The 18,939-nt window shown below is 69.8% G+C and carries 16 protein-coding genes and 1 pseudogene; 7 read left to right on the forward strand and 10 right to left on the reverse strand.

What is annotated here, in order from left to right:
• Nucleotides 1-79 precede the first annotated feature (79 nt).
• Together ACZ4N4_RS24905 and ACZ4N4_RS24910 are read right to left on the reverse strand one after the other, a co-directional pair.
• Nucleotides 80-391, reverse strand: a pseudogene (locus ACZ4N4_RS24905) (DUF6192 family protein); the annotation flags it as partial.
• 15 nt (nt 392-406) lie between these two features.
• Nucleotides 407-754: a DUF6192 family protein gene (locus ACZ4N4_RS24910; RefSeq protein ID WP_467592199.1), complete on the reverse strand. Its 348-nt coding sequence runs from the start codon at nt 752-754 to the stop codon at nt 407-409.
• Between the two features lie 902 nt (nt 755-1,656).
• Here ACZ4N4_RS24910 and ACZ4N4_RS24915 point away from each other — a divergent pair.
• The 3 genes from ACZ4N4_RS24915 (at nt 1,657) to ACZ4N4_RS24925 (ending at nt 5,747) form a co-directional block, all read left to right on the forward strand.
• Nucleotides 1,657-2,412, forward strand: coding sequence for an ASCH domain-containing protein (locus ACZ4N4_RS24915; protein WP_467592201.1), 756 nt, complete (start codon nt 1,657-1,659; stop codon nt 2,410-2,412).
• A 292-nt stretch (nt 2,413-2,704) separates the two neighbouring features.
• Nucleotides 2,705-4,663 (forward strand): YncE family protein, encoded by a 1,959-nt coding sequence (locus ACZ4N4_RS24920; RefSeq protein WP_467592203.1) that lies wholly within the window; start codon nt 2,705-2,707, stop codon nt 4,661-4,663.
• Between the two features lie 250 nt (nt 4,664-4,913).
• Nucleotides 4,914-5,747, forward strand: coding sequence for a hypothetical protein (locus ACZ4N4_RS24925; RefSeq protein ID WP_467592205.1), 834 nt, complete (start codon nt 4,914-4,916; stop codon nt 5,745-5,747).
• Nucleotides 5,748-6,022: 275 nt separating this feature from the next.
• On the opposite strand, the gene ACZ4N4_RS24930 is transcribed toward ACZ4N4_RS24925, so the two are convergent.
• On the reverse strand, nt 6,023-6,412 hold the full coding sequence (locus ACZ4N4_RS24930) for a VOC family protein (RefSeq protein WP_467592207.1): 390 nt from the start codon (nt 6,410-6,412) through the stop codon (nt 6,023-6,025).
• Between the two features lie 555 nt (nt 6,413-6,967).
• The gene (locus ACZ4N4_RS24935; RefSeq protein ID WP_467592209.1) at nt 6,968-7,537 is read right to left on the reverse strand and encodes a GNAT family N-acetyltransferase; all 570 of its coding nucleotides are present in this window, start codon (nt 7,535-7,537) and stop codon (nt 6,968-6,970) included.
• 132 nt (nt 7,538-7,669) lie between these two features.
• Here ACZ4N4_RS24935 and ACZ4N4_RS24940 point away from each other — a divergent pair, with 132 nt between their 5' ends.
• Complete coding sequence (locus tag ACZ4N4_RS24940; protein WP_467592211.1) at nt 7,670-7,864, forward strand: hypothetical protein; 195 nt, start codon at nt 7,670-7,672, stop codon at nt 7,862-7,864.
• Between the two features lie 54 nt (nt 7,865-7,918).
• On the opposite strand, the gene ACZ4N4_RS24945 is transcribed toward ACZ4N4_RS24940, so the two are convergent.
• The 5 genes from ACZ4N4_RS24945 to ACZ4N4_RS24965 all read right to left on the reverse strand — a co-directional run bounded on the left by ACZ4N4_RS24945 (nt 7,919) and on the right by ACZ4N4_RS24965 (nt 13,534).
• On the reverse strand, nt 7,919-10,129 hold the full coding sequence (locus tag ACZ4N4_RS24945) for a xanthine dehydrogenase family protein molybdopterin-binding subunit (RefSeq protein ID WP_467592213.1): 2,211 nt from the start codon (nt 10,127-10,129) through the stop codon (nt 7,919-7,921).
• Nucleotides 10,126-11,115: an FAD binding domain-containing protein gene (locus tag ACZ4N4_RS24950; protein ID WP_467592215.1), complete on the reverse strand. Its 990-nt coding sequence runs from the start codon at nt 11,113-11,115 to the stop codon at nt 10,126-10,128. The genes ACZ4N4_RS24945 and ACZ4N4_RS24950 overlap by 4 nt, the downstream gene beginning before the upstream one ends.
• Nucleotides 11,102-11,632: a (2Fe-2S)-binding protein gene (locus tag ACZ4N4_RS24955; RefSeq protein WP_467592217.1), complete on the reverse strand. Its 531-nt coding sequence runs from the start codon at nt 11,630-11,632 to the stop codon at nt 11,102-11,104. The genes ACZ4N4_RS24950 and ACZ4N4_RS24955 overlap by 14 nt, the downstream gene beginning before the upstream one ends.
• A gap of 430 nt (nt 11,633-12,062) precedes the next feature.
• Nucleotides 12,063-12,581 (reverse strand): hypothetical protein, encoded by a 519-nt coding sequence (locus ACZ4N4_RS24960; RefSeq protein ID WP_467592219.1) that lies wholly within the window; start codon nt 12,579-12,581, stop codon nt 12,063-12,065.
• A gap of 266 nt (nt 12,582-12,847) precedes the next feature.
• Nucleotides 12,848-13,534: a lysophospholipid acyltransferase family protein gene (locus ACZ4N4_RS24965; protein ID WP_467592221.1), complete on the reverse strand. Its 687-nt coding sequence runs from the start codon at nt 13,532-13,534 to the stop codon at nt 12,848-12,850.
• A gap of 610 nt (nt 13,535-14,144) precedes the next feature.
• Here ACZ4N4_RS24965 and ACZ4N4_RS24970 point away from each other — a divergent pair.
• From ACZ4N4_RS24970 to ACZ4N4_RS24980, 3 genes are all read left to right on the forward strand, one after another.
• Entirely contained in the window at nt 14,145-15,239 is a 1,095-nt protein-coding gene (locus ACZ4N4_RS24970; protein WP_467592223.1) for a DUF1996 domain-containing protein, read from the forward strand.
• 11 nt (nt 15,240-15,250) lie between these two features.
• Nucleotides 15,251-17,023, forward strand: coding sequence for a discoidin domain-containing protein (locus tag ACZ4N4_RS24975; protein ID WP_467592227.1), 1,773 nt, complete (start codon nt 15,251-15,253; stop codon nt 17,021-17,023).
• A 123-nt stretch (nt 17,024-17,146) separates the two neighbouring features.
• Entirely contained in the window at nt 17,147-18,187 is a 1,041-nt protein-coding gene (locus ACZ4N4_RS24980) for a LacI family DNA-binding transcriptional regulator (protein WP_467592229.1), read from the forward strand.
• A 70-nt stretch (nt 18,188-18,257) separates the two neighbouring features.
• Here ACZ4N4_RS24980 and ACZ4N4_RS24985 read toward each other — a convergent pair whose 3' ends face one another.
• Nucleotides 18,258-18,938 (reverse strand): cyclase family protein, encoded by a 681-nt coding sequence (locus ACZ4N4_RS24985; RefSeq protein ID WP_467592231.1) that lies wholly within the window; start codon nt 18,936-18,938, stop codon nt 18,258-18,260.
• Nucleotide 18,939 lies beyond the last annotated feature (1 nt).

Consider the following 18,939-nt stretch of genomic DNA (forward strand, 5'->3'; position numbering starts at 1 on the left):
CTGGAGCTGATTGGTGATCGGGTTAGCCGTTCGGCTGAGCGTCGGTGGACGCGGAACCGAACGGCGGCCGGTGGGATCGTCAGGCGGCTGCGGCGAGGGGAGCCGGGAGCGCCTCGGCCCGGCGGTTTCGTCGGGTGAGGCGGCGAGTCATGAGGGTGCTGAAGACCCACTGGACGTGGGCTTCGGCGTGGGACATGAGGCGTTCGCAGTCCCGCGCGTTGCGGCGAGCCCGCATCGTCCACGCGCCGCGCAGGTTCGGCACGATCCTTGCAGCGGTGACGGTGAACTTCGTACAGACCGCGACCAGGTCCATGAACTGGGTGTTGTACTCCATGCCCCGCAGCTGGTCCAACTGCGGGGCGGCTTCCTCCCACCCGTACTGGACCTGCTGGCGGAACTGGTCGACCTACGCCTCGTTCACGGCGTGCCTGGCCGTGTGGTCGGCCATGGCCTTCGAGGCGACTGCCGGACGGCGCAGGAAGTCGGTGGCCACCCGTGCGGCCACTTGGTCGTCGGCGGCCAGGTCGTGGATCGCGTCCACCTTCTCCAGGACGCTCTCGGGGGTGTCGACCTTCCAGCCGATGATCCGCTTCGCGCTGTCGTGCGTCCAGCGCGCGGGCCCGCCGCGCGGATTGGGCGGAGGGTTGTTCACCGCCTCGAACCGTTCCTGCTCGTCGGGGATGGAGGCGAGGATCTTGTGGATGGTGTGGGAGACGCCGGCCCGCCGGTGTTCCTTCGGCCGGCGCGAGGCCACCCACCGGTAGTCCCGGACCGAGGAGTAGGCCAGGCGACGTCCTCGGCGAACATCCGGATCGTCTCGCTGACCGTGAACAACTCCTCGCTCCCCGACGGGTTGGTGCCTCCGCAGGCGCGCATCGCCTCGACCTCCATGGCCGCGTCCCCGAGCTGCCACTGGACGCTGCTCATCGTCTCGACCCAGTCCCGCCCCAGCTTGACCAGCTCGTCGTAGCGCTGCCGGGTAACACCGCCAACCATCCCGGTCATCGGGACACCACCCCCACGAGCGCCGGGTGCGACATCCGTCAGGGCCACCAACTCGCCCTGGAAAGTCGTCACTTCGCACCATCCGACCGCCTCGCCCGGCAGAGAAAGGCGTACGGCCCCGGCGGCCGAAGCGGCCCCGCATCCCTCGAACGCGCAGGCTCACGCCTCGCCGGACCGCGTGCGCCGCGCGTGCCAGGCCCGTTTGCGGCAGGCGGGAGAGCAGTACACCGCCGTGACCAGGCGGTCGACCCCTACCGTCCACGCCCCTCCGCACTGCGGACACGAGGCCGTCACGCCAGCCTTCACCGCCCCGGTCCGAGCCATCGCCCGACGCATCCGCCGCCAGTGCCTCGAACGGCACGCCGCCTCACAGAACACCGCCGTCGACTTCGCCGACGGCATCAACGGCCCACCGCACCCCCGGCACAACCCCGGCCCACCCCGTTCGACCGCGACGACGACCAGACGCAGCCCGGGCACTGCCTCCCTGCCCACAGCACCACCCAGGGGTCCAGCCAGGGTAAGCCGAAACCCTGTGGAGTCGGCCCACGTCGCGTGGAATGCTCTTGGGCGACTGCTGAAGGAAGAGAAGGTCAAAAGGTGTACGTCCCGTCGTCTGCACGAGCTCTTGATGATGATGAGCGTGAGCTCGTGGAGCTGGCACGCCGCACCATAGACGCGCATACCGACGCCGGGCCCGACGAAGATGGGATCCACACGGTGGGCGCCGCGGTCATGGCCGCTGACTACCGGATGTTCGTCGGCGTGAACCTCTACCACTTCACCGGCGGGCCCTGCGCCGAACTCGTGGCTCTGGGAGCCGCGCGAGCCCAGGGCGCCCGCCAGATGCGCTGCATCGTCGCCGTGGGAAACCACGGGCGCGGGGTCATCGGCCCGTGCGGGCGCGATCGGCAGGTCTTCGTGGACTACTACCCCACCATGCGCGTCATCGTGCCCACTCCCGCGGGGCTCAGGTCCGTGCTCGTCGCCGACCTGATGCCACTCGCTCAACGATGGACCCCGGAGGCGGGCATGAACGGTCTCGACCCCTCGCTCTACCAAGATCCCGAGACGGCTGGTCCCCCGACCATTCGGTTCGACCCCCGCTACCTAGAAGTCGTCCGCTCTGGCACCAAGACCAAGACCACCCGCTTGCGGGACCCTGCGCAGCTCGGCCCGGCAGGACTGGTATTTGAGAGCGACCCTGAAGTCGTCCTGTCGGCAGAAGTGACCGGCATCAGGCACTGCATGGTCAGCGACCTCACCAGCCAGGACGCGCAAGCTGAGGGGCTGACGACCGCAGCCCAACTCCGGGAAGCCCTCAAGGGCCACTACCCAGATCTGGCGGGAACCGACGAAGTCGACGTCATCACCTTCCAGATCAACGACAAGACGGGCGCCGCTTAAACCGCGGACGCGACGGCTGGGCCGCGAGGTGACGACGAGCGCTCAGGAGACCAAGATCATCCCGTGACCCTTCGGCTTACCTGACTGCACAAATTTCAGGAATCAGGAGCGGTCCGAGGCCGGATTATTTTGTCATGCAGGCCTCAGACACACCTTCTGAGGCGCCCTGCCCGCGTAGAACCGAGGGTGCCGTGTGGAGTGTCAGAGGTCTGGCCTAATCTTCGCTCACCGGCCACAGGGCCGGTACAGGCCGCACACAACGGCCGCACGCCCTTGGGGGGTTCGAATCACCGTGCGTATCCGCACACTTCCGGCTGCCGTCGCGACGGCAGCCCTCTTCAGCTCCGCTGTACTGTCGGCTGCCGGCCCGGCGGCCGCCGACACCAGCGTGCCGATCAGCGTCGGCACCGTGAACGACACGGTCGTCGACGGCGCCCACCAGCACCTCTACATCAGCGGCGACAACACCATCTCCGTCGTCGGCTACAACGGCAAGGTGCTCAACAAGCTCACCGGCCTGCCCCAGGTGTCCGATCTCCAGTTGAGCCCGGACGGCAGCACCCTGTACGCCGCGGTCACCGGAGCGGACAAGATCGTCGCGTTCGACACCACGACGCTCACGCAGACCGCCGAGTACCCGACCGGCGCCGGGACTGCGCCGCGTTGGATCGCACTCACCGAGGGCCGGATCTGGTTCGGCTACGGCGACCAGTGGGACTCCGGGCTCGGCAAGGTCGACCTGAGCGCCGACCCGGCCACCGTGACCCTCGACCTCGCCGGTGACCACGACTTCGCCACCACGCCGAGGCTGTTCGCCGACCCGGCGAACCCCACCACCCTGGTGGCCCTGGACCCCGGCATCAGCAGCGGGCCGATCATCGTCTACGACATCTCCTCCGGCACCCCCGTCATCCGCGTCGCCGCGAACGAGGGCGGCTTCTACCGGGACGGCGCGCTCACCCCGGACGCACAGTCGATCGTCGTGGCCGGCCCGGGCAACCGCGCGGTCACCGAATACCGGCTCTCCGACCTTCAGATGGTCCACGAGTACCCGGTCAAGGACGAGCCGGAGACCGTCAGCGTCGCCCCGGACGGCACGGTCGCGGCGACCGCGCTCGACACCGAGAACACCGGCGACACCTACGTCTTCCCCGGCGGCGCCGACGCGCCCGCCAGCATCCGCAACCTGTCGGACTCATGGATGCCGTGGGGCGGGCACTCGACGGCCTGGTCGGCGGACGGCACGAAACTGTTCGTGCTGACCGGGAGCACGGACTTCAGACAGCTGCAGACCGTCACCGAACCGCGCAAGTACGTCACGAAACTGACCGTGGATGCTCCGTCCACCGGCACGCGCGGCAAGACACTCACCGTCAAGGGCGCGCTCACGACCGGTCTGAAGCTGCCCGCCGGAACGCTGCTGAACGTCGTGCGCACCGATCTGCTGTCCCCGTCGGGCAAGTCGCTGGGTACCAGGACGCTCGGCGCGAACGGTACCTTCTCCTTCACCGACGCGCCGCCTGCCGGCAGCAAGGTGCGCTACACGGTGGCCTACGCCGGGGACGCCGCGCACACCCCGGCATCCGCCTCGGACACCGTCACCGTCCCCCGCGCCACACCCGCCCTGACGCTCACCAACAACAAGAAGACGTACACCTACGGCAAGAACGTCGTCTTCACCGCCCACCTCGGCACCACCTACAGCAACCGCACGGTGGAGATCTGGGCCGACCCCTACGGCGGCGACAAGCCGAACAAGCTCCTGAAGACCGCCAAGACCGACGCGCACGGCAACCTGTCGGCCACCGTCACCATGTCCCGGGACACCGCCGTGACCGCCGTCTTCAAGGGCGACGCCCGCTACGCCGGCCGGACCGTCAAGTCCACCGCCTACGCGCACGTGAAGACCGCCAGCTCACTGTCCAAGTACTACCGCACCGGCACGATCGGCTCGACCCGCTACCGCTACTACCACAAGAACACCGACGCCGTCCTGACCACCACGATGACCTACTACAAGGGCCGCAAAGAGCGCCTGGACCTCCAGGTCTACTCGGGCGGCAAGTGGTACACCACGGACTCGGAGTACTTCTCCCTCGGCACCAACGGCAAGTCCATCGTCAACCTCGGCCACCCCGGGAGCTCGGGCGTACGCGCCCGGGTGCGCACCTCGTACATCGACCCCTCCTCGGGCGACAACGTGAACACCACCACGTACGGCACCTGGAACTACTTCTACTTCAGCAGCTGACCCAGCTCGGAGACGGGACAAGGGCGGCGGCGCGCGGAACGCGCCGCCGCCCTGGCGCGCCCATGCCTCAACCGCCGGCACATCAGACCGGAGTGCGGAGTTTCCCCCAGGACCGCGGTACGGCGGACCGGAGAGTTCCTCGGTAGGTGTCGCCTGATCGAACCCTCTGTCACTTGACGTCCTGGCGTGCGTGGTTGAGTGCCGGGGGCGACGGCCGACCGCTGTACGCGGCCCGCTAGCATCCCTTCCCATGACGAGGCGGGGGTGGCGACTGGGTGTCGTGGTGGTGCTGGCGGCGGTCTGTGTCTCCGGTCCCGGGCGCCCGGAGGTGATCCGTACGGCGTCGGACCTGGGCCCCCTGCCGGCCGACCGCTACGGCTACACGCCGCAGGACTACCAGCGATCGCAGCGGGCATCGGCGTTGCTGGTCCGGCAGTGCATGGCGGAGCGCGGCCACCGGGACTTCCCGCTCGACCCCCGCTACCCCAGCGACCCCATCGTCGCCACCGCGGTCGGCACCGACTACGGCGTCCTGGATCTCGCCGACGCCCACCGCTGGGGATACGGCTGGGACCCGGCCAAGTCCCTGGCCTTCCGGCTGAAGGGCCGCCGGATGACCAATGCCGAGTATGCGGACTTCCCCGGCTGCAACGCCAAGGCAAGCCGGCGGCTGCTGCGCGGCATCGACGTCAAGCGGGACTGGCTCTACGCGAGTACCCGGGCGGTCGAGGTCAACAAGGCGGTCAAGCGCGACCCGCGCCTCCGTACGGCGTGGGACGTGTGGTCCCGCTGTGTGGCAGAACAAGGATTCACGCGCTATCCCGACCCCGTCGCGGCGTACACGGACCCCGCCTGGCAACGGGGCAGTGACGGCAACACCCGGCACACGCAGCGGGAGCGGGCCACCGCCGAAGCGGACGTCACCTGCAAGCGCCGCCACCATACGGCCGAGATCTGGCACGCCGCACGGGCGCGGCAACAGGCCCTGGACATCACCCGTCACCGCGATCGCTACACCGCCGGACTGCAGGCGCTGCGGACATACCGGGCCACCATCGCCGAGGTGCTATGGAAACTCGGCTAGCGAGGCACACTGCGCACACTGCGAGTCCCACAAGACCCGAAGTCACCCAGCCGACCGACCTCGCGCCCCGCGTAGTCCGTGATTCCGAGCGTAAGGGGCGCAGATCGTGTCGGAATCTGGCCTGATCGGCGATGGCGGCGGCGTCCTTGGCATCGGTCCTGCCACGCGGTGGCTCCCGGAGGTCTCTCATCGATCGAGACGCAGTGAACTTGGGACTTGCCTGGTGCCTCCGTGTAGGGAACGTTGTTGGGCTCGGGTACACGTCCACAGGCCGGTCAGTCGAGGTAGTCCGCGCGCCCTTCGTCGTCAAGTTCGAACGCACCCTCGGGGATGATGCAGAACTCGTTGCCCTCAGGGTCCGCCATCACCAGGAACCCGCCATCGGCGTACTGCTGCAGTCTGCGCCCGCCGAGCCTCTCGACCCGCTGCTGCTCGGCGGCGGGGTCGGGCGAGGAGATGTCGAAGTGCAGCCGGTTCTTGCCCGACTTGGGGTCGCTGGTCTGCTGGAAGCCCAGGCCGAGGCCGCTCTCTCGCCGCAGCCATACGTACGGGCCCATACGGCCCACGACCGGCCTGCCGAGCAACTCGGACCAGAACGCGGCAAGCCGCTCCGGGTCGGTCGCATCGATGATGAGGGCATTGACCTGCATAGGTGAGTCCGCCATGCCCAGATCCTCCCAGAGGAGCGCAACGCCACTCAGCACCGGGACACCGGCCAGGGATGTCCGTTGTCGTCGAGGTTCGCTGACCTGAGGTCTCCGAACTCGGAGTTGTCACCTTGGAGTGACCCGGCGCCGCCTGGCGGGGTGTCAGGTTCCATACATGGTGATCAACAGGGCCCCCATCAGATGCATCTGGACATCCGTGTTGACGATGCCGACGCCGCAGAGCGCGCCGTCCTGTCAGTTCCGGCACTGGACGGACGCGGACAAGGACGGCTTCCACAGCCTCTCGGAGCTCCTTCTGGAGGAAGCCGCACCGCCCCCGAGGTCGGCGCGAAGTGCGCGCTGAGCGTCAGCAGCCGTACGACGACCACTGTCTCGACAGTGCAAGCCGGCTGGACGTTGACCACCCGGTCCGCTCGCCGAGGCCTGGGACTCCGGCGCCTGCCCTTGGAACGCCAAGGAACGCAAGGCCTACGCCTCCTGAACCAGTTTCCTGGAACCCGGTTGCGTGTGCGGGAGCCGTCGGCAGCAACGCGAAGCGCTGCCACGGCTGGTTCAGAGGTCCCGCGTCCGTGCGTGCACGTGGCCGGCAAGGGGGTACGCGGGCGGTGCCGCGGGCAGCAGCGCGGTCAGCTCGTACCGGCTCTTCTGAGCGACGCGGCAGGACGCCGTGTTGTCCGCCTGATGCAGGAGTTCAAGGCGGGTCAGCTCGTCACGGGGGAAGGAGGTGAAGGCCCAGCCCGTCAGCGCCTGCAATGCCCGGGGTGCCACTCCCCAGCCGCGTGCATGCGCCGCGGTCCAGTAGCCGACCTCTGCGGTGGGCACGCGCGGGGTGACGTTCTTGAGGATCACGTGACCTGCCAGCCGTCCCTCGGCGCCGGCGGCCTGGGATTCCACGACGGCAAATCCGAAGCGCCGGCCCGTCTCCCATCCCTGTTGCTGCTCCTCAATCCACTGTGCCGCGCTCGCCTCGTCCTTCACCGCTGAGCTCGTCCAGCGGCGCATGGCCTCGTCTCGGTACAGCCCGACCAGGTCGGCAGCGTCTGCCTGGCTCCAGGGGCGCAGTACGAGAGCGGGGGCTGCCGGGGTGGCGGCCGCCTCCAGTCGTACGGTGGTCTTGCCCATGCGGTGTCCGCCTCCGGTGGTGCGGAGATCCTGTTTCCCGGGTCGAGGGTACGAGACCGCGGCGGTCCGCCGCGCAGGTCGGGCTGTGCAGCGGGGCCGTTGCCTCAACGGGCTGCCCGTACCCGCAAAGCCGTGACGGACCAGTCGATCAGCGGGGCGAGGCGTTCAGGTGTCGGCCAGCCGTTGATCAGCGCGAGCAGGTGGAAGTTGCAGATCCGGTACCGGCCGGCGCCGGACGGCGAAACCCTGGTGGCCGCCCTCATGCCGCTCGCCCACTGGAGCACGAAGCGCTCCGGCTCCCGGACCACCGACCGGCCGACCGGCTGACCTCCGCGGCCTCCACAACCTCCGCGGCCTCCACGACCCCCGCCGCCTGCTGGCTCACAGCATCAGCTGGTCGATGGTGAACGGAAGCGACCTCAGACGGCGGCCCGTCGCGTGGTGCACGGCATTGCCGATGGCCGCGGCGAGCCCGACCAGACCGACCTCGCCGATGCCCTTGGTGCCGACCTCGCTCGCCCGGTCGGACCCCCCGCAGAAGATGACCTCCATGTCAGGGATGTCCGCGTTCACCGGCACCAGGTAGTCGCCGAACGTCGCGTTGGCGATGCGTCCCGTCCCTGCGTCGGTGACGGTCTCCTCGAAGATCGCCTGGCTGATGCCTCCGACGGTGCCGCCGACGATCTGGCTGGTGGCGGTCTTCTCGTTGAGAATGCGGCCGCCGTCGATCGCCGACACCACACGCGCGACGCGCAACAGCCCGAGTTGCGGGTCGATGCGCACCTCGACGAACTTGGCGCCGAACGCGCCGGCGGTGGCCATGCCGAGCCGCTGGGCGTCGGGCGGTGTGCTGCGGCCGTCCGCACTGAGTTCCTCCAGGCCGTGACGTGCGAGGATGTCGGCATAGGCCTCACCGGCGCCGGGATCGTCGACGAGGTGCAGGCGGCCGTCGGTCACCTGCACGCCGTCCGGCTCCGCGCCTCGCAACGGGGAGGCGTCGTCGTCCCGCACCACGTCGAGGAACTCCCCGACGAGGTTGCGGCAAGCCGTGTGAACGGCGTTCGCCAGGGCCCCGGTCAGCCCGGACCCGCCGGCCTGCGGGGCGTAGGGCATGTCGGAGTCGCCGAGGTCGAAGCGGACCTTCCCGATGTCCAGGCCCAGGAGTTCGGCCGCCAGCTGTGTCATGACCGTGTACGTGCCGGTGCCGATGTCCGTGGCGGCGCTGCGCACATAGGCCGATCCGTCGCGGCGCAGCGATGCCCGCGCCTGGCAGGGCACCTGGTAGAAGGGGTACGACACACTCGCCATGCCGTAGCCGACCAGCCACCGGCCGTCGCGCATCGAGCCGATACCCGGCAGGCGACGGGACCAGCCGAACCTCTCGGCGCCCTCGGTGTAGCACTCCCGCAGGGCGTTGCTCGACCACGGCAGGCCGAGCACGGGGTGGGTATCGGCGAAGTTGCGCAGGCGCAGTTCGAGCGGGTCCATGCCGAGGGTGTGGGCCAGTTCGTCGATCGCGGATTCGAGGGCGAAGTTCCCCTGTGCCTCCGCGGGCGCGCGCATGGATCCCGGGCACGGGATGTTGAGCCTGGCCTGGCGGTCGCGTGTCACGACGTTCGGGCAGGCGTAGGACACCGCCGAGCACAGGGAGACCGGCTCGTAGTCGTCGTCCTCCATCGCCACCGAGGAGAGGCCGTGGTGCTCGATGGCGACCAGGTCACCGGACGAGGTGGCGCCGATCCTGACGTGCTGGACGCTGTTGGGGCGGTGGCCGACCGAGGTGAACATCTGCGGGCGCGTCAGCACCAGTTTGACCGGGTGCTTCACCTCGCGTGCCGCCAGGACGGTCAGCACGGTGTGCGACCACACCCGCAGCCCGGCGCCGAAGCCGCCGCCCACGAAGGGCGCGAGGACCCGGATCCCGCTCTCGGGGATGCCGAAGATCCGGGCGATCGAGGTGCGGACGTTGTGGGGCCACTGGGTGGAGTCGTGGATGGTGACCGAGTCGCCGTGCCACGAGGCGATCGTGGTCATGAGCCCGAGCGGGTTGTTGGTGTTGTCCGGGGTGCTGTACTCCCCCTCGAGCACCACGTCGGCCCGGTCGAAGCCCGCGGCCACGTCTCCGCGCCGGGTGTCCCGCCCCCACGGGTTCTCGACGACCTCCGCCCGCGGGTCCCGTACGTCGAGGAGCGGATCGGCGGGTTCGTACGTCACGCGCACGAGGGAGGCGGCGTACCGGGCCCGCTCCGGGCTGTCCGCGACGACGACGGCGATGTGCTGCCCGTAGTGCAGGATCCGGTCGTCCTGCAGTGGGGCCGGCGGGGACTGCCCGAGCAGTGTCATGGGCCCGCGTTCCAGCCGTGGCGCCGTCAGGTGCGTGATGACGGTGATGACGCCCGGGGCCGCCTGTGCGGCGGAGGCGTCGATGCCGCGGATACGTCCGGCCGCGATCGTGCTGCCCACCAGGACGGCGTGCACCAGGCCCGGGTAGCTGAAGTCGTTGGGGTAGTGCGCCGTCCCGGTCGTCTTCAAGGGGGCGTCCACCCGGTCGAGGCCCGCTCCGACGGAGGTGGGTGTGGCGAGGGTCGTCATGGGTGGCCTCCCGTGACGGTTTCGAGGGCGCGGACCAGTGTGCGTTTGGCCAGCTCGACCTTGAACGCGGTTCCCGGCAGGGTCCTGGCGCCCTCCAGGGCGGCCTCCGCGGCCCTCCTGAAGTTCTCGCCGTTCACGCGGCAGCCGCGCAGCACGCTCTCCGCGCCCCAGGCCCGCCAGGGGATCGTGCCCACACCGCCCAGCGCGATCCGGGCTTCGGTGATCATGTCGCCGTCGAGTTGTACGGCCACGCCCGCGGACGTGAGGGCGAACTCGTAGGAGACGCGGTCGCGCACCTTCAAATAGTGCGACCGGGTCCCTTCGGGAAGCAGGGGGATATCGACCTCGGTGATCAGTTCGCCGTGCCTCAGCATGTTCTCGACGTCGGGTGTGGTCCCGGGCGGTAGGTAGAACTGTGTCAGCGGGACGGAGCGTGGGCCGTCCTCGCCCTGTATCCGGACCACCGCGTCGAGTGCCACCAGCGGGACGGCGACGTCCGAGGCGTGCAGGGCGATGCAGTGCGCGCTGGTGCCGAGGATCGCGTGCATGCGCTGGGCGCCGGTGATCGCGGCGCACCCCGATCCCGGGTTCCGCTTGTTGCACGCGGCGACCGCCGGATCCCTGAAGTAGCGGCACCGGGCGCGCTGGAGCAGGTTGCCGCCGATGGTGGCCATGTTCCTCAGCTGCGTCGACGCGCCGAGCAGCAGGGCCTCCCGGACGAACGGGAGCCGTTCGTTCAGGGCCGGGTCCGCGGCGAGCTCCTCCATCGTGGTCAGCGCCCCGACGTGCACCGACGTGGCCGTGTGCATGATTCCGCGGAGCGGCAGCCTCGTGATGTCGACCAGGCGCTCGGGACGCAGGACGCCGTCCTTCATCAGGTCCAGCTGGGTCGTCCCGCCGGCGAGGTACGACGCGTGCCGGTCGCGGGACACGGTCGCGACCGCTTCGTCGGCGGCGGAGGCGCGCACGTACTCAAAGGGGTGCATCGGTTCCCTCCGACGCGACCTCGCGGATCGCCGCGCGAATGTTGGGATACGCCCCGCAGCGGCAGATGTTGCCGCTCATGAACTCACACACGTCCTCCTCGCTGCGGGCCCGGCCCTCGGCCATCAAGGAGACGGCGGACATGATCTGCCCGGGGGTGCAGTAGCCGCACTGGAAGGCGTCGTGCCGCGCGAACGCCCTCTGCATCGGGTGCGGCTCGTCGTTGTCGGACAGCCCCTCGATGGTGGTGATCTCCTGCCCGTCGTACTGGGCGGCCAGCGCCAGGCAGGCGACGATGCGCTTTCCCTCGACGAGGATGGTGCAGGCGCCGCAGGCACCCTGGTCACAGCCCTTCTTGGCGCCTGTGAGACCGAGGTGGTCGCGCAGCGCGTCGAGGAGTGTCACCCGGGAATCGATCCGCAGGCGATAGACATCGCCGTTGACGTGCAGAGTGACGTCCACATCGGGAATGCCGGAAGCTGCCTGTCCGGGGCGCGCCGTGCTCTCGACGTACTTCATAGCGCCTCAGTTCTTCGATCCAGCCCAGGGGGAACGCTTCCCCGTCCGGAGCGGTATCTGTCCGATGTTAGAACCGGATCGGCCCGTTCGCCTGCCCTGGAGGTACGGTCCCCTTCCCGAGGCAAACGCTCCCTGTTGACGATGGTTAACCCGGTGATAACCGCGATAGCGCTCGTGTCCATCGTGGCCGCCGCGGTGATCACGCTGGTGCGCCGCGATCGGCGCCGGATGGCTGCCGGTCCGGAAGCACAGCGAATCGAAGCGGCGGCTACGAGAACCTTTCGCGATGCGCGTCGGCAGGCTCATACACCCGCCGGCACCGATCCGCACCGTTCGCTCCGCTCGGTCCCCGGATGCCCCGCCCAGCCACGTCGTGTCTCGTCTGCGGTCGCGCGAACCGCTCACCCTGGCAACGCGTGAGCTGCCGCGCTCACGGGTCCGTCTCCTCGTGCAGGCCTTCCAGCGGGTCCTTGACCAGACGGACTGGTTCCGCGAGTGCGTCCTCGTAGCGGTCGCGGGCGAAAACGTAGGGCCCCATGGAAAGTTCGCCCCACTCCTTGCGGAAGGGCTGTCGGAACGATGACCAGGTGACCGTCGTCAAAGTAGTGGTGATGTGTGCCAGTAGGGGCCAGCAGCCCCAGATGCCGCAGGAGCAGCCAAGGACCGGGGTGGCACCGGCTGCGTGGGTGAACTCAGGGGCCGGATCCCCGAGAAAATGGCGCACGCGGTCGTCGATCTCCGGGACAGGAAGGCCGTCGTGCTGAGACAGCAGAAAGCGTTCCTGCTGCGACGGAGTCTCCTCGTCGTGCTCCCGGCTCCATGGGGCGCGGGTGGCGTCGGCGACGTGAACGCGCAGATCCGTGCCGTCGATCCGGAAGCCCCACAGAAGGAGGGAGGAGTCTTCGGAGCGTGGGTAGTGCAGGAATTCGATGCTCTGCATGGTCGTCATCCTGGTGGGCGAGGACTGCCTGCGCGACCGGTTTTGGTTGCTGCGGTGGCCGCCTCGACCCGAACCTGGTTGCGGAGTCGGCGACGAACACGGCTCAGGGTGAACACGTGCGGTCGCGCGACCAGTTCGTCTCGCACAGGGGACGAGCGGCCCTCCAAGGGCTCGCAGGGGAATCTCTGGTCGCACCACGGAACGCTGTCGGGCCGGCCGATCGGTGCTGAGCAGGTCGCGACCGTGCGCGCGGTGGAACCGTCGTACGGAACGCGTCAGCGCCTTGCCGGTCGGCTTCGACGGGCTGCCGGTGCGGCGGGCTCGTCGAGGTGTCCGGCCGCCGTCCGCCATGCGGCCGTCACCGCGCCGTGGGCCTGTGCGGTACACGCTGCCCGGTCACCGGTCAGTGTGATCGGTGACCCGACGTGGACGTGCAGAGACGGGCGGCGCAGGGGTGCGGTGAGCAGCCCGGCGATCTGCTTGCCGGTCCTGCCCGAGGTGATCCGCCGGGCTCCTGCCTGGCCGACGGGTACCACGGGGGCGCCGGTGCGTTCGGCCAGCCGCGCCAGGCCGCTGCGGAAGGCGGCGGGCGCGGCTTCGGCGGCGTCGGTACGGAGCGGGAGTCTGCCTTCGCCGTAGATGAGGACCATGCGTCCTTCACCCAGGGCGGCCGCGGAGAGGTCGAGGCAGCGATCAGCACGGCGGGCGTTGCGGTGTACCGGGATGTGGCCTTCGCGGGCGAGCGCGCGCCCCAGCAAGGGGATGCGCCACAGGCCCGCGGCCGCCATGACGGCCGGCTCGGCGCCCAGGCTGTGCAGCGCGGCGAGAACGACGGCCGGATCGGCGAGGGAGGTGTGGTTGACGACGATGATGCTGCCGGGCGCGAAGGCGGCACCGGTGTCGGCGGTCACGGTGAGTCGGCCGACGGCCGGCAGCAGGACGTCGGCAAGGCGGCTGAGCATGAGGTCTCCCGGTCCCGATGATGAGATCTTCATCCTCGAGGGCCAGCGGGGGCCGGGGCGTGAGCGCATCTACTCAGCTCCACCGGTGCCCGGTACTCAACCCGGGCGGCATCATTCCCGATGAACTGCGCCTTTGCGGTGGAAGTCGCGCAGCCGGTGTGGGCGGCTGATCGCGGCCGCCCCTCAAGGCGGCCTCCGAACCGGTCGACGGCAAGTGGTCGGCCGGGGAACGGGAAGGGGCGGGCATCGTCGCTTGCCGGCGAGGGCGTCGCCCAGGGATCTGAGTCTCATGGAGGTCTCTGCGGATGCGGGAGGGGAGCCTGTAGGGCGCCACGGCGGGGTGCTCCAAGGGCACTGCGCCAGCGCTTAGTTCATGTCTTGATTTAACTAATGAGTTTCTGACCTCGGCAAGCCTTCTGAAGCTGGAATCTTTCCGGGTCCTCTTCTGCCGGATCCCTTGACACCTTGATGACATGCCCTCAACACTCCTCGGCGGGAGAGCGCTCTCCCGAACGTCTCCCGGCGCCCCCACGTCAGCTCGCCTGACGCCACGTCACGGGGACTCCCGGCGACGACCTCTGACACCCCCACCGTTCAGGAGGAGGTCTCCATGCCACGGAGATCGAAAGGCCTGTCAGCCACGCTGATCACCGGCGCGCTCCTGCTGACCTCGCTCGGCCTCGGCGGCATCGCCGTCAGCGCCGGGCCGCCCGCACCGCACAGCGCCGCCGCGCAGTCGTTCGCGGCCGCCCACTCCGGTCATGCGATGGCCGCGTCCACGGCCAACTCCCCGGAGGATCCGGACGGCGACGGCTACATCCCCGCGAACCCGCCCGTCAGCGGCGTGACGCCGTCCACCCAGGACCCGCCGCACCGCTACTTCCACGAGTTCCAGGCCAACTGCTCGGTCACCCACACCAGGCCGGACGACCCCATCGTCTACCCACAGCAGCCGGGCAAGTCCCACGACCACACCTTCATGGGCAACACGACGACCGACGCCAACAGCACGACCGCCTCACTGTCGGCCGGCGGCACCACGTGCAAGGCCCCCGGCGACCTGTCCGGCTACTGGATGCCCACCCTCTACAACGGCGACCAGCAGATCCTGCCCGTCGGCCCGCAGGTCATCTACTACAAGGCCGGCGTCACCGACTACACCAGCGTCCGCCCCTTCCCCAAGGGCCTGCGCTTCGTCGTCGGCAGCCCCATGCAGAGCGCCGACGAGTTCCGGCACCACCCCGGCTTCGTCGAGGGCTGGGAGTGCGGTGACAGCTACTTCAACACCGAGTTCCCCGCGACCTGCCCCGACCGCGCGGACGTCCAGCTCAACATCCGGTTCCAGGCGCCCAGTTGCTGGGACGGCAAGTACCTCGACACCCCCGACCACAAGAGCCACATGGCCTACCCCGTGGTCAAACCCGGCACGAACGACAACATGTGCCCGGCCGACCACCCGGTGGCGCTGCCGATGATCGAGTTCAAGATGGCCTTCCCGGTCAACGGCGACATGTCGAAGGTGCGGCTGGCCAGCGGAACGGGTCACAGCTTCCACTACGACTTCTTCAACGCCTGGGACGCCCCCACGCTCAAGGCCCTGGTCGACCACTGCGTCGTCGGCGGGCTCCAGTGCGACGCACGCGGCTACGACGAGACCCACCCGGAGGCCGGCGCCGCGCTCGACGAGCACTACCGACTGCCTTGAGGAGTTCGCGCATGACCCCACGACCCCGCACCCCCACCCCCACCCGCACCCGCACCCGCCGCATCGCGGCACCCCTCACCGCCGGCGTGCTGACCGCCGGATTCCTCGCCGCGCTGCCCGCCGCCCAGGCCCACGCCGCGGGCAGCGTCGTCAAGGTCACCGGCAGCCAGGGCGCCTGGCAGCTGACCGTGGACGGGCGGCCGTACCAGATCAAGGGCCTGACCTGGGGCCCGAGCGTCGCGGACGCCGAGAAGTACCTGCCGGACCTCCAGTCCATGGGCGTCAACACGATCCGCACCTGGGGCACCGACGCCACCAGCAAGCCGCTGTTCGACTCCGCGGCCGCCCACGGCATCAAGGTCGTCGCGGGCTTCTGGCTGCAACCGGGCGGCGGACCCGGCAGCGGCGGCTGCGTCAACTACCTGACCGACACCGCCTACAAGAACCAAGTGCTCGACGAGTTCCCCAAGTGGGCCCAGACCTACAAGGACGACCCCGGCGTGCTCATGTGGGACGTCGGCAACGAGTCGGTCCTCGGGCTGCAGAACTGCTACAGCGGCGACGAACTGGAGAGACAGCGCGACGCCTACACCACCCTCGTCAACGACATCACCAGGAAGATCCACGCCGTCGACCCCAACCACCCGGTCACGTCCACCGACGCCTGGGTCGGCGCCTGGCCCTACTTCAAGAAGAGCGCGCCGGACCTCGACTTGTACGCCGTGAACTCCTACAACGCGGTATGCGGCATCAAGTCCGCCTGGCAGCAAGGGGGTTACACCAAGCCCTACATCGTCACCGAGACCGGGCCGGCCGGCGAGTGGGAGGTCCCCGACGACGCCAACGGCGTCCCCTCGGAGCCCTCCGACCAGGCCAAGGCCGACGGTTACGCACGGGCCTGGGGGTGCGTCACCGGGCACAAGGGGGTCGCGCTCGGCGCCACGATGTTCCACTACGGCACCGAGTACGACTTCGGCGGCATCTGGTTCAACCTGCTCCCCGCCGGCCAGAAGCGCCTGTCGTACTACGCCGTGAAGAGGGCCTACGGCGGCGACACCAGCCACGACAACACCCCGCCCGTCATCTCCGACCTGACCGTGGAGGGCGGCGCGGGCCAGGTGCAGGCCGGACGTGACCTCGTCCTGGCCGTGAAGGCCACCGACCCCGACGGCGACCGGATCTCCTACGAGGTCCTCGACAACAGCAACTACATCGACCAGAGCAAGAACCTGGCCTCGCTGCCCTCCACCGACCTCGGCGGCGGCCGCCTCAGGATCTCCGCACCCGACCGCCCCGGCGTCTGGAAGGTCTACGTCAAGGCGACGGACGGCCGGGGCAACGTCGGCGTCGAGACCCGCTCGATCCGCGTCGTCCCGCCGATTCCGTCCGGCACCGATGTGGCACGGGGCAGGCCCGCCACCGCCTCGTCCTACCAGGCGAGTTACGGCGACTGCCCGTGCACCGCGGCCAACGCGGTCGACGGCGATCAGGCCACGCGCTGGGCCAGTGACTGGAGCGATCCCCAGTGGCTCCAGGTCGACCTCGGCACCCGCACCACGTTCCGGCACGTCCAGCTGTCCTGGGAGGCCTCGTACGCCAAGGCCTACACCATCCAGACCTCCGACGACGGCCAGAACTGGCAGACCGTGCACACCGTGTCCGACGGCAACGGCGGGATCGACGACTTCGACGTCACCGGGACCGGCCGCTACGTCCGCGTCAACGGCACCGCGCGGGGCACCGGTTGGGGCTACTCGCTCTACGAGTTCGGCGTCTACGCCTGACGGACGGACCTCTGACGGAGCGCACGGGCTCATCGGCCGCCTCTCGGTCCGGGATCCGGGCCCGGATCCCCGCTCCGGGAGAGCGCTCTATTTCCGGATTCGCAGGTCCGTTAGGGTGCCTGCATGAGCAGAAGGGCCCCGACTCTGGAGGACGTCGCCCGGGAGGCCGGTGTCTCCCGGGCGACCGTGTCCCGGGTCGTCAACGGCATCCGCAACGTGGATCCCGAGATTCAGGAAGTGGTCCGCGGGGCCATTGAGCGGACGGGTTACGCGCCCAACCGGGCCGCCCGTTCCCTGGTGATCCGGCGGGCCGAGACCGTCGCCCTGGTGATGTCCGGCGCCGGGGACACCAGCGACGCCGGCCAGGACGCCTTCGCCGCATCGGTTTTCGCGGACCCCTTCTTCGGACGGGTCGTCAGCGGGATCGTCGGCTTCCTGCGCCCCCGCTCGATGCACCCTGTCCTCATGTTCGCCGAGTCCACCCAGGCTCGGGAGGAGGTGCTGACCTACCTTCGACAGGGCCGTGCCGACGGCGCTCTCGTGGTCTCCACCCACGCGGACGACCCGCTGCCCGCCCTTCTCGCCGACGCCCGGCTTCCCGCGGTGCTCTTCGCTCGTCCCTCCCGTCCGGTCCCGCTCAGCTACGTGGACCTGGCGCACCGGGACGGCGGGCGCCTCGCCGCGGAGCACCTCCTCGCGCGTGGCTGTCGCCGGCCCGCCACGGTCTGCGGCCCCCTGGACGTGGCGGCGAGCCAGGAGCGCCTTGCCGGGTTCCGTGACGCGCTCGCCCGCCACGGCCACCCCTACGTCCCGGTCGCCGAGGGCGGGTTCACCCTGGACAGCGGTCTCGCGGCCATGTCGGACCTGCTGGCCCGCCACCCCGACACGGACGGCGTGTTCGCCGCCAACGACCTCATGGCGCAGGGCGCCTGCCAGGTCGTACGGGAGCGCGGACGCCGAGTGCCCGAGGACGTCGCGGTCGTCGGCTTCGACGACTCCAGCATCGCCGTGACCTGCCGGCCCCGGCTGACCACGATCCGCCAGCCGGTGGAGGAGATGGCGGCGGAGATGGCCCGCCTGCTCGACGAGCACATCCACGGCGGCCGCACCGATGCGACGTCGGTCATCTTCGACCCGGAGCTGGTGGTCCGCGACTCGGCCTAGCCGTGTTCTGCGGACAGGTCGGCGACGCGGCCGGCCGGCGCCCCGCCCGCCGATGCCGGAGACCCGTGATCTACACCTGGCGCGCCGGGGACGTGATGCGGGCCGTCGCCCGGACCGGGCCCCCGTCGGCGCCCGCGAGGCGCATCGGAAACAGGAAGACCTCGACGGGACATCCCTCGGCCTGCGCGTCCGCGACGCGTCCGAGCCCGGTCAGGTTCTCGGCGATCACACCGCCCGCTCCGCACAGCACCCGGTGCGAGGGCACATCCGCGGGACCGGTCGGATCGACGCTCAGCGCGTCGATCCCGACGGTGAGACAGTCCGCCGCGACCACGGCCTGCGCCGCCTCGGGCGTGAGCCAGGGATGCGCGAGGTAGTCCTCGGTTCCCCAGTGCCGCGACCACCCGGTGGCCAGCAACAGGATCGAGCCGGGCCGCAGCCGCAGCAGGTCCAGGGCGGAGGTGAGCAGGTCGGAAGTGATCGGTGCCCGCGCGGGCAGACCGCGGACATCGGCGACCACCGCCGGCCCCGCGAACCGCTCCAGCGGCAGATCGTCCAGCGTGGGCCACGCCTCGTCCACGTGGTACGGCGCGTCGACATGCGTTCCGGACTGGGACCCCATGTGCAGCCAGAGGACGTTCACCCCGTGCTCGGCGACCCGCAACGCCCTGAAGACCTCCACCTCGGGGTCACCGGGGTAGACGGGCATCCCGGTGACCACGGGCACGGACAGGTCGAGCCAGCTCTCCATC

Source organism: Streptomyces sp. NPDC026538, assembly GCF_055567535.1.

Coding starts and splice junctions, on each gene's coding strand:
- ACZ4N4_RS24975 (WP_467592227.1), top strand. CDS start 15,251: ATGACCCCACGACCCCGCACCCCCACCCCCACCCGCACCCGCACCCGC.
- ACZ4N4_RS24950 (WP_467592215.1), bottom strand. CDS start 11,115: ATGCACCCCTTTGAGTACGTGCGCGCCTCCGCCGCCGACGAAGCGGTC.
- ACZ4N4_RS24970 (WP_467592223.1), top strand. CDS start 14,145: ATGCCACGGAGATCGAAAGGCCTGTCAGCCACGCTGATCACCGGCGCG.
- ACZ4N4_RS24930 (WP_467592207.1), bottom strand. CDS start 6,412: ATGGCGGACTCACCTATGCAGGTCAATGCCCTCATCATCGATGCGACC.
- ACZ4N4_RS24985 (WP_467592231.1), bottom strand. CDS start 18,938: ATGGAGAGCTGGCTCGACCTGTCCGTGCCCGTGGTCACCGGGATGCCC.
- ACZ4N4_RS24965 (WP_467592221.1), bottom strand. CDS start 13,534: ATGCTCAGCCGCCTTGCCGACGTCCTGCTGCCGGCCGTCGGCCGACTC.
- ACZ4N4_RS24935 (WP_467592209.1), bottom strand. CDS start 7,537: ATGGGCAAGACCACCGTACGACTGGAGGCGGCCGCCACCCCGGCAGCC.
- ACZ4N4_RS24955 (WP_467592217.1), bottom strand. CDS start 11,632: ATGAAGTACGTCGAGAGCACGGCGCGCCCCGGACAGGCAGCTTCCGGC.
- ACZ4N4_RS24960 (WP_467592219.1), bottom strand. CDS start 12,581: ATGACGACCATGCAGAGCATCGAATTCCTGCACTACCCACGCTCCGAA.
- ACZ4N4_RS24945 (WP_467592213.1), bottom strand. CDS start 10,129: ATGACGACCCTCGCCACACCCACCTCCGTCGGAGCGGGCCTCGACCGG.
- ACZ4N4_RS24925 (WP_467592205.1), top strand. CDS start 4,914: ATGACGAGGCGGGGGTGGCGACTGGGTGTCGTGGTGGTGCTGGCGGCG.
- ACZ4N4_RS24980 (WP_467592229.1), top strand. CDS start 17,147: ATGAGCAGAAGGGCCCCGACTCTGGAGGACGTCGCCCGGGAGGCCGGT.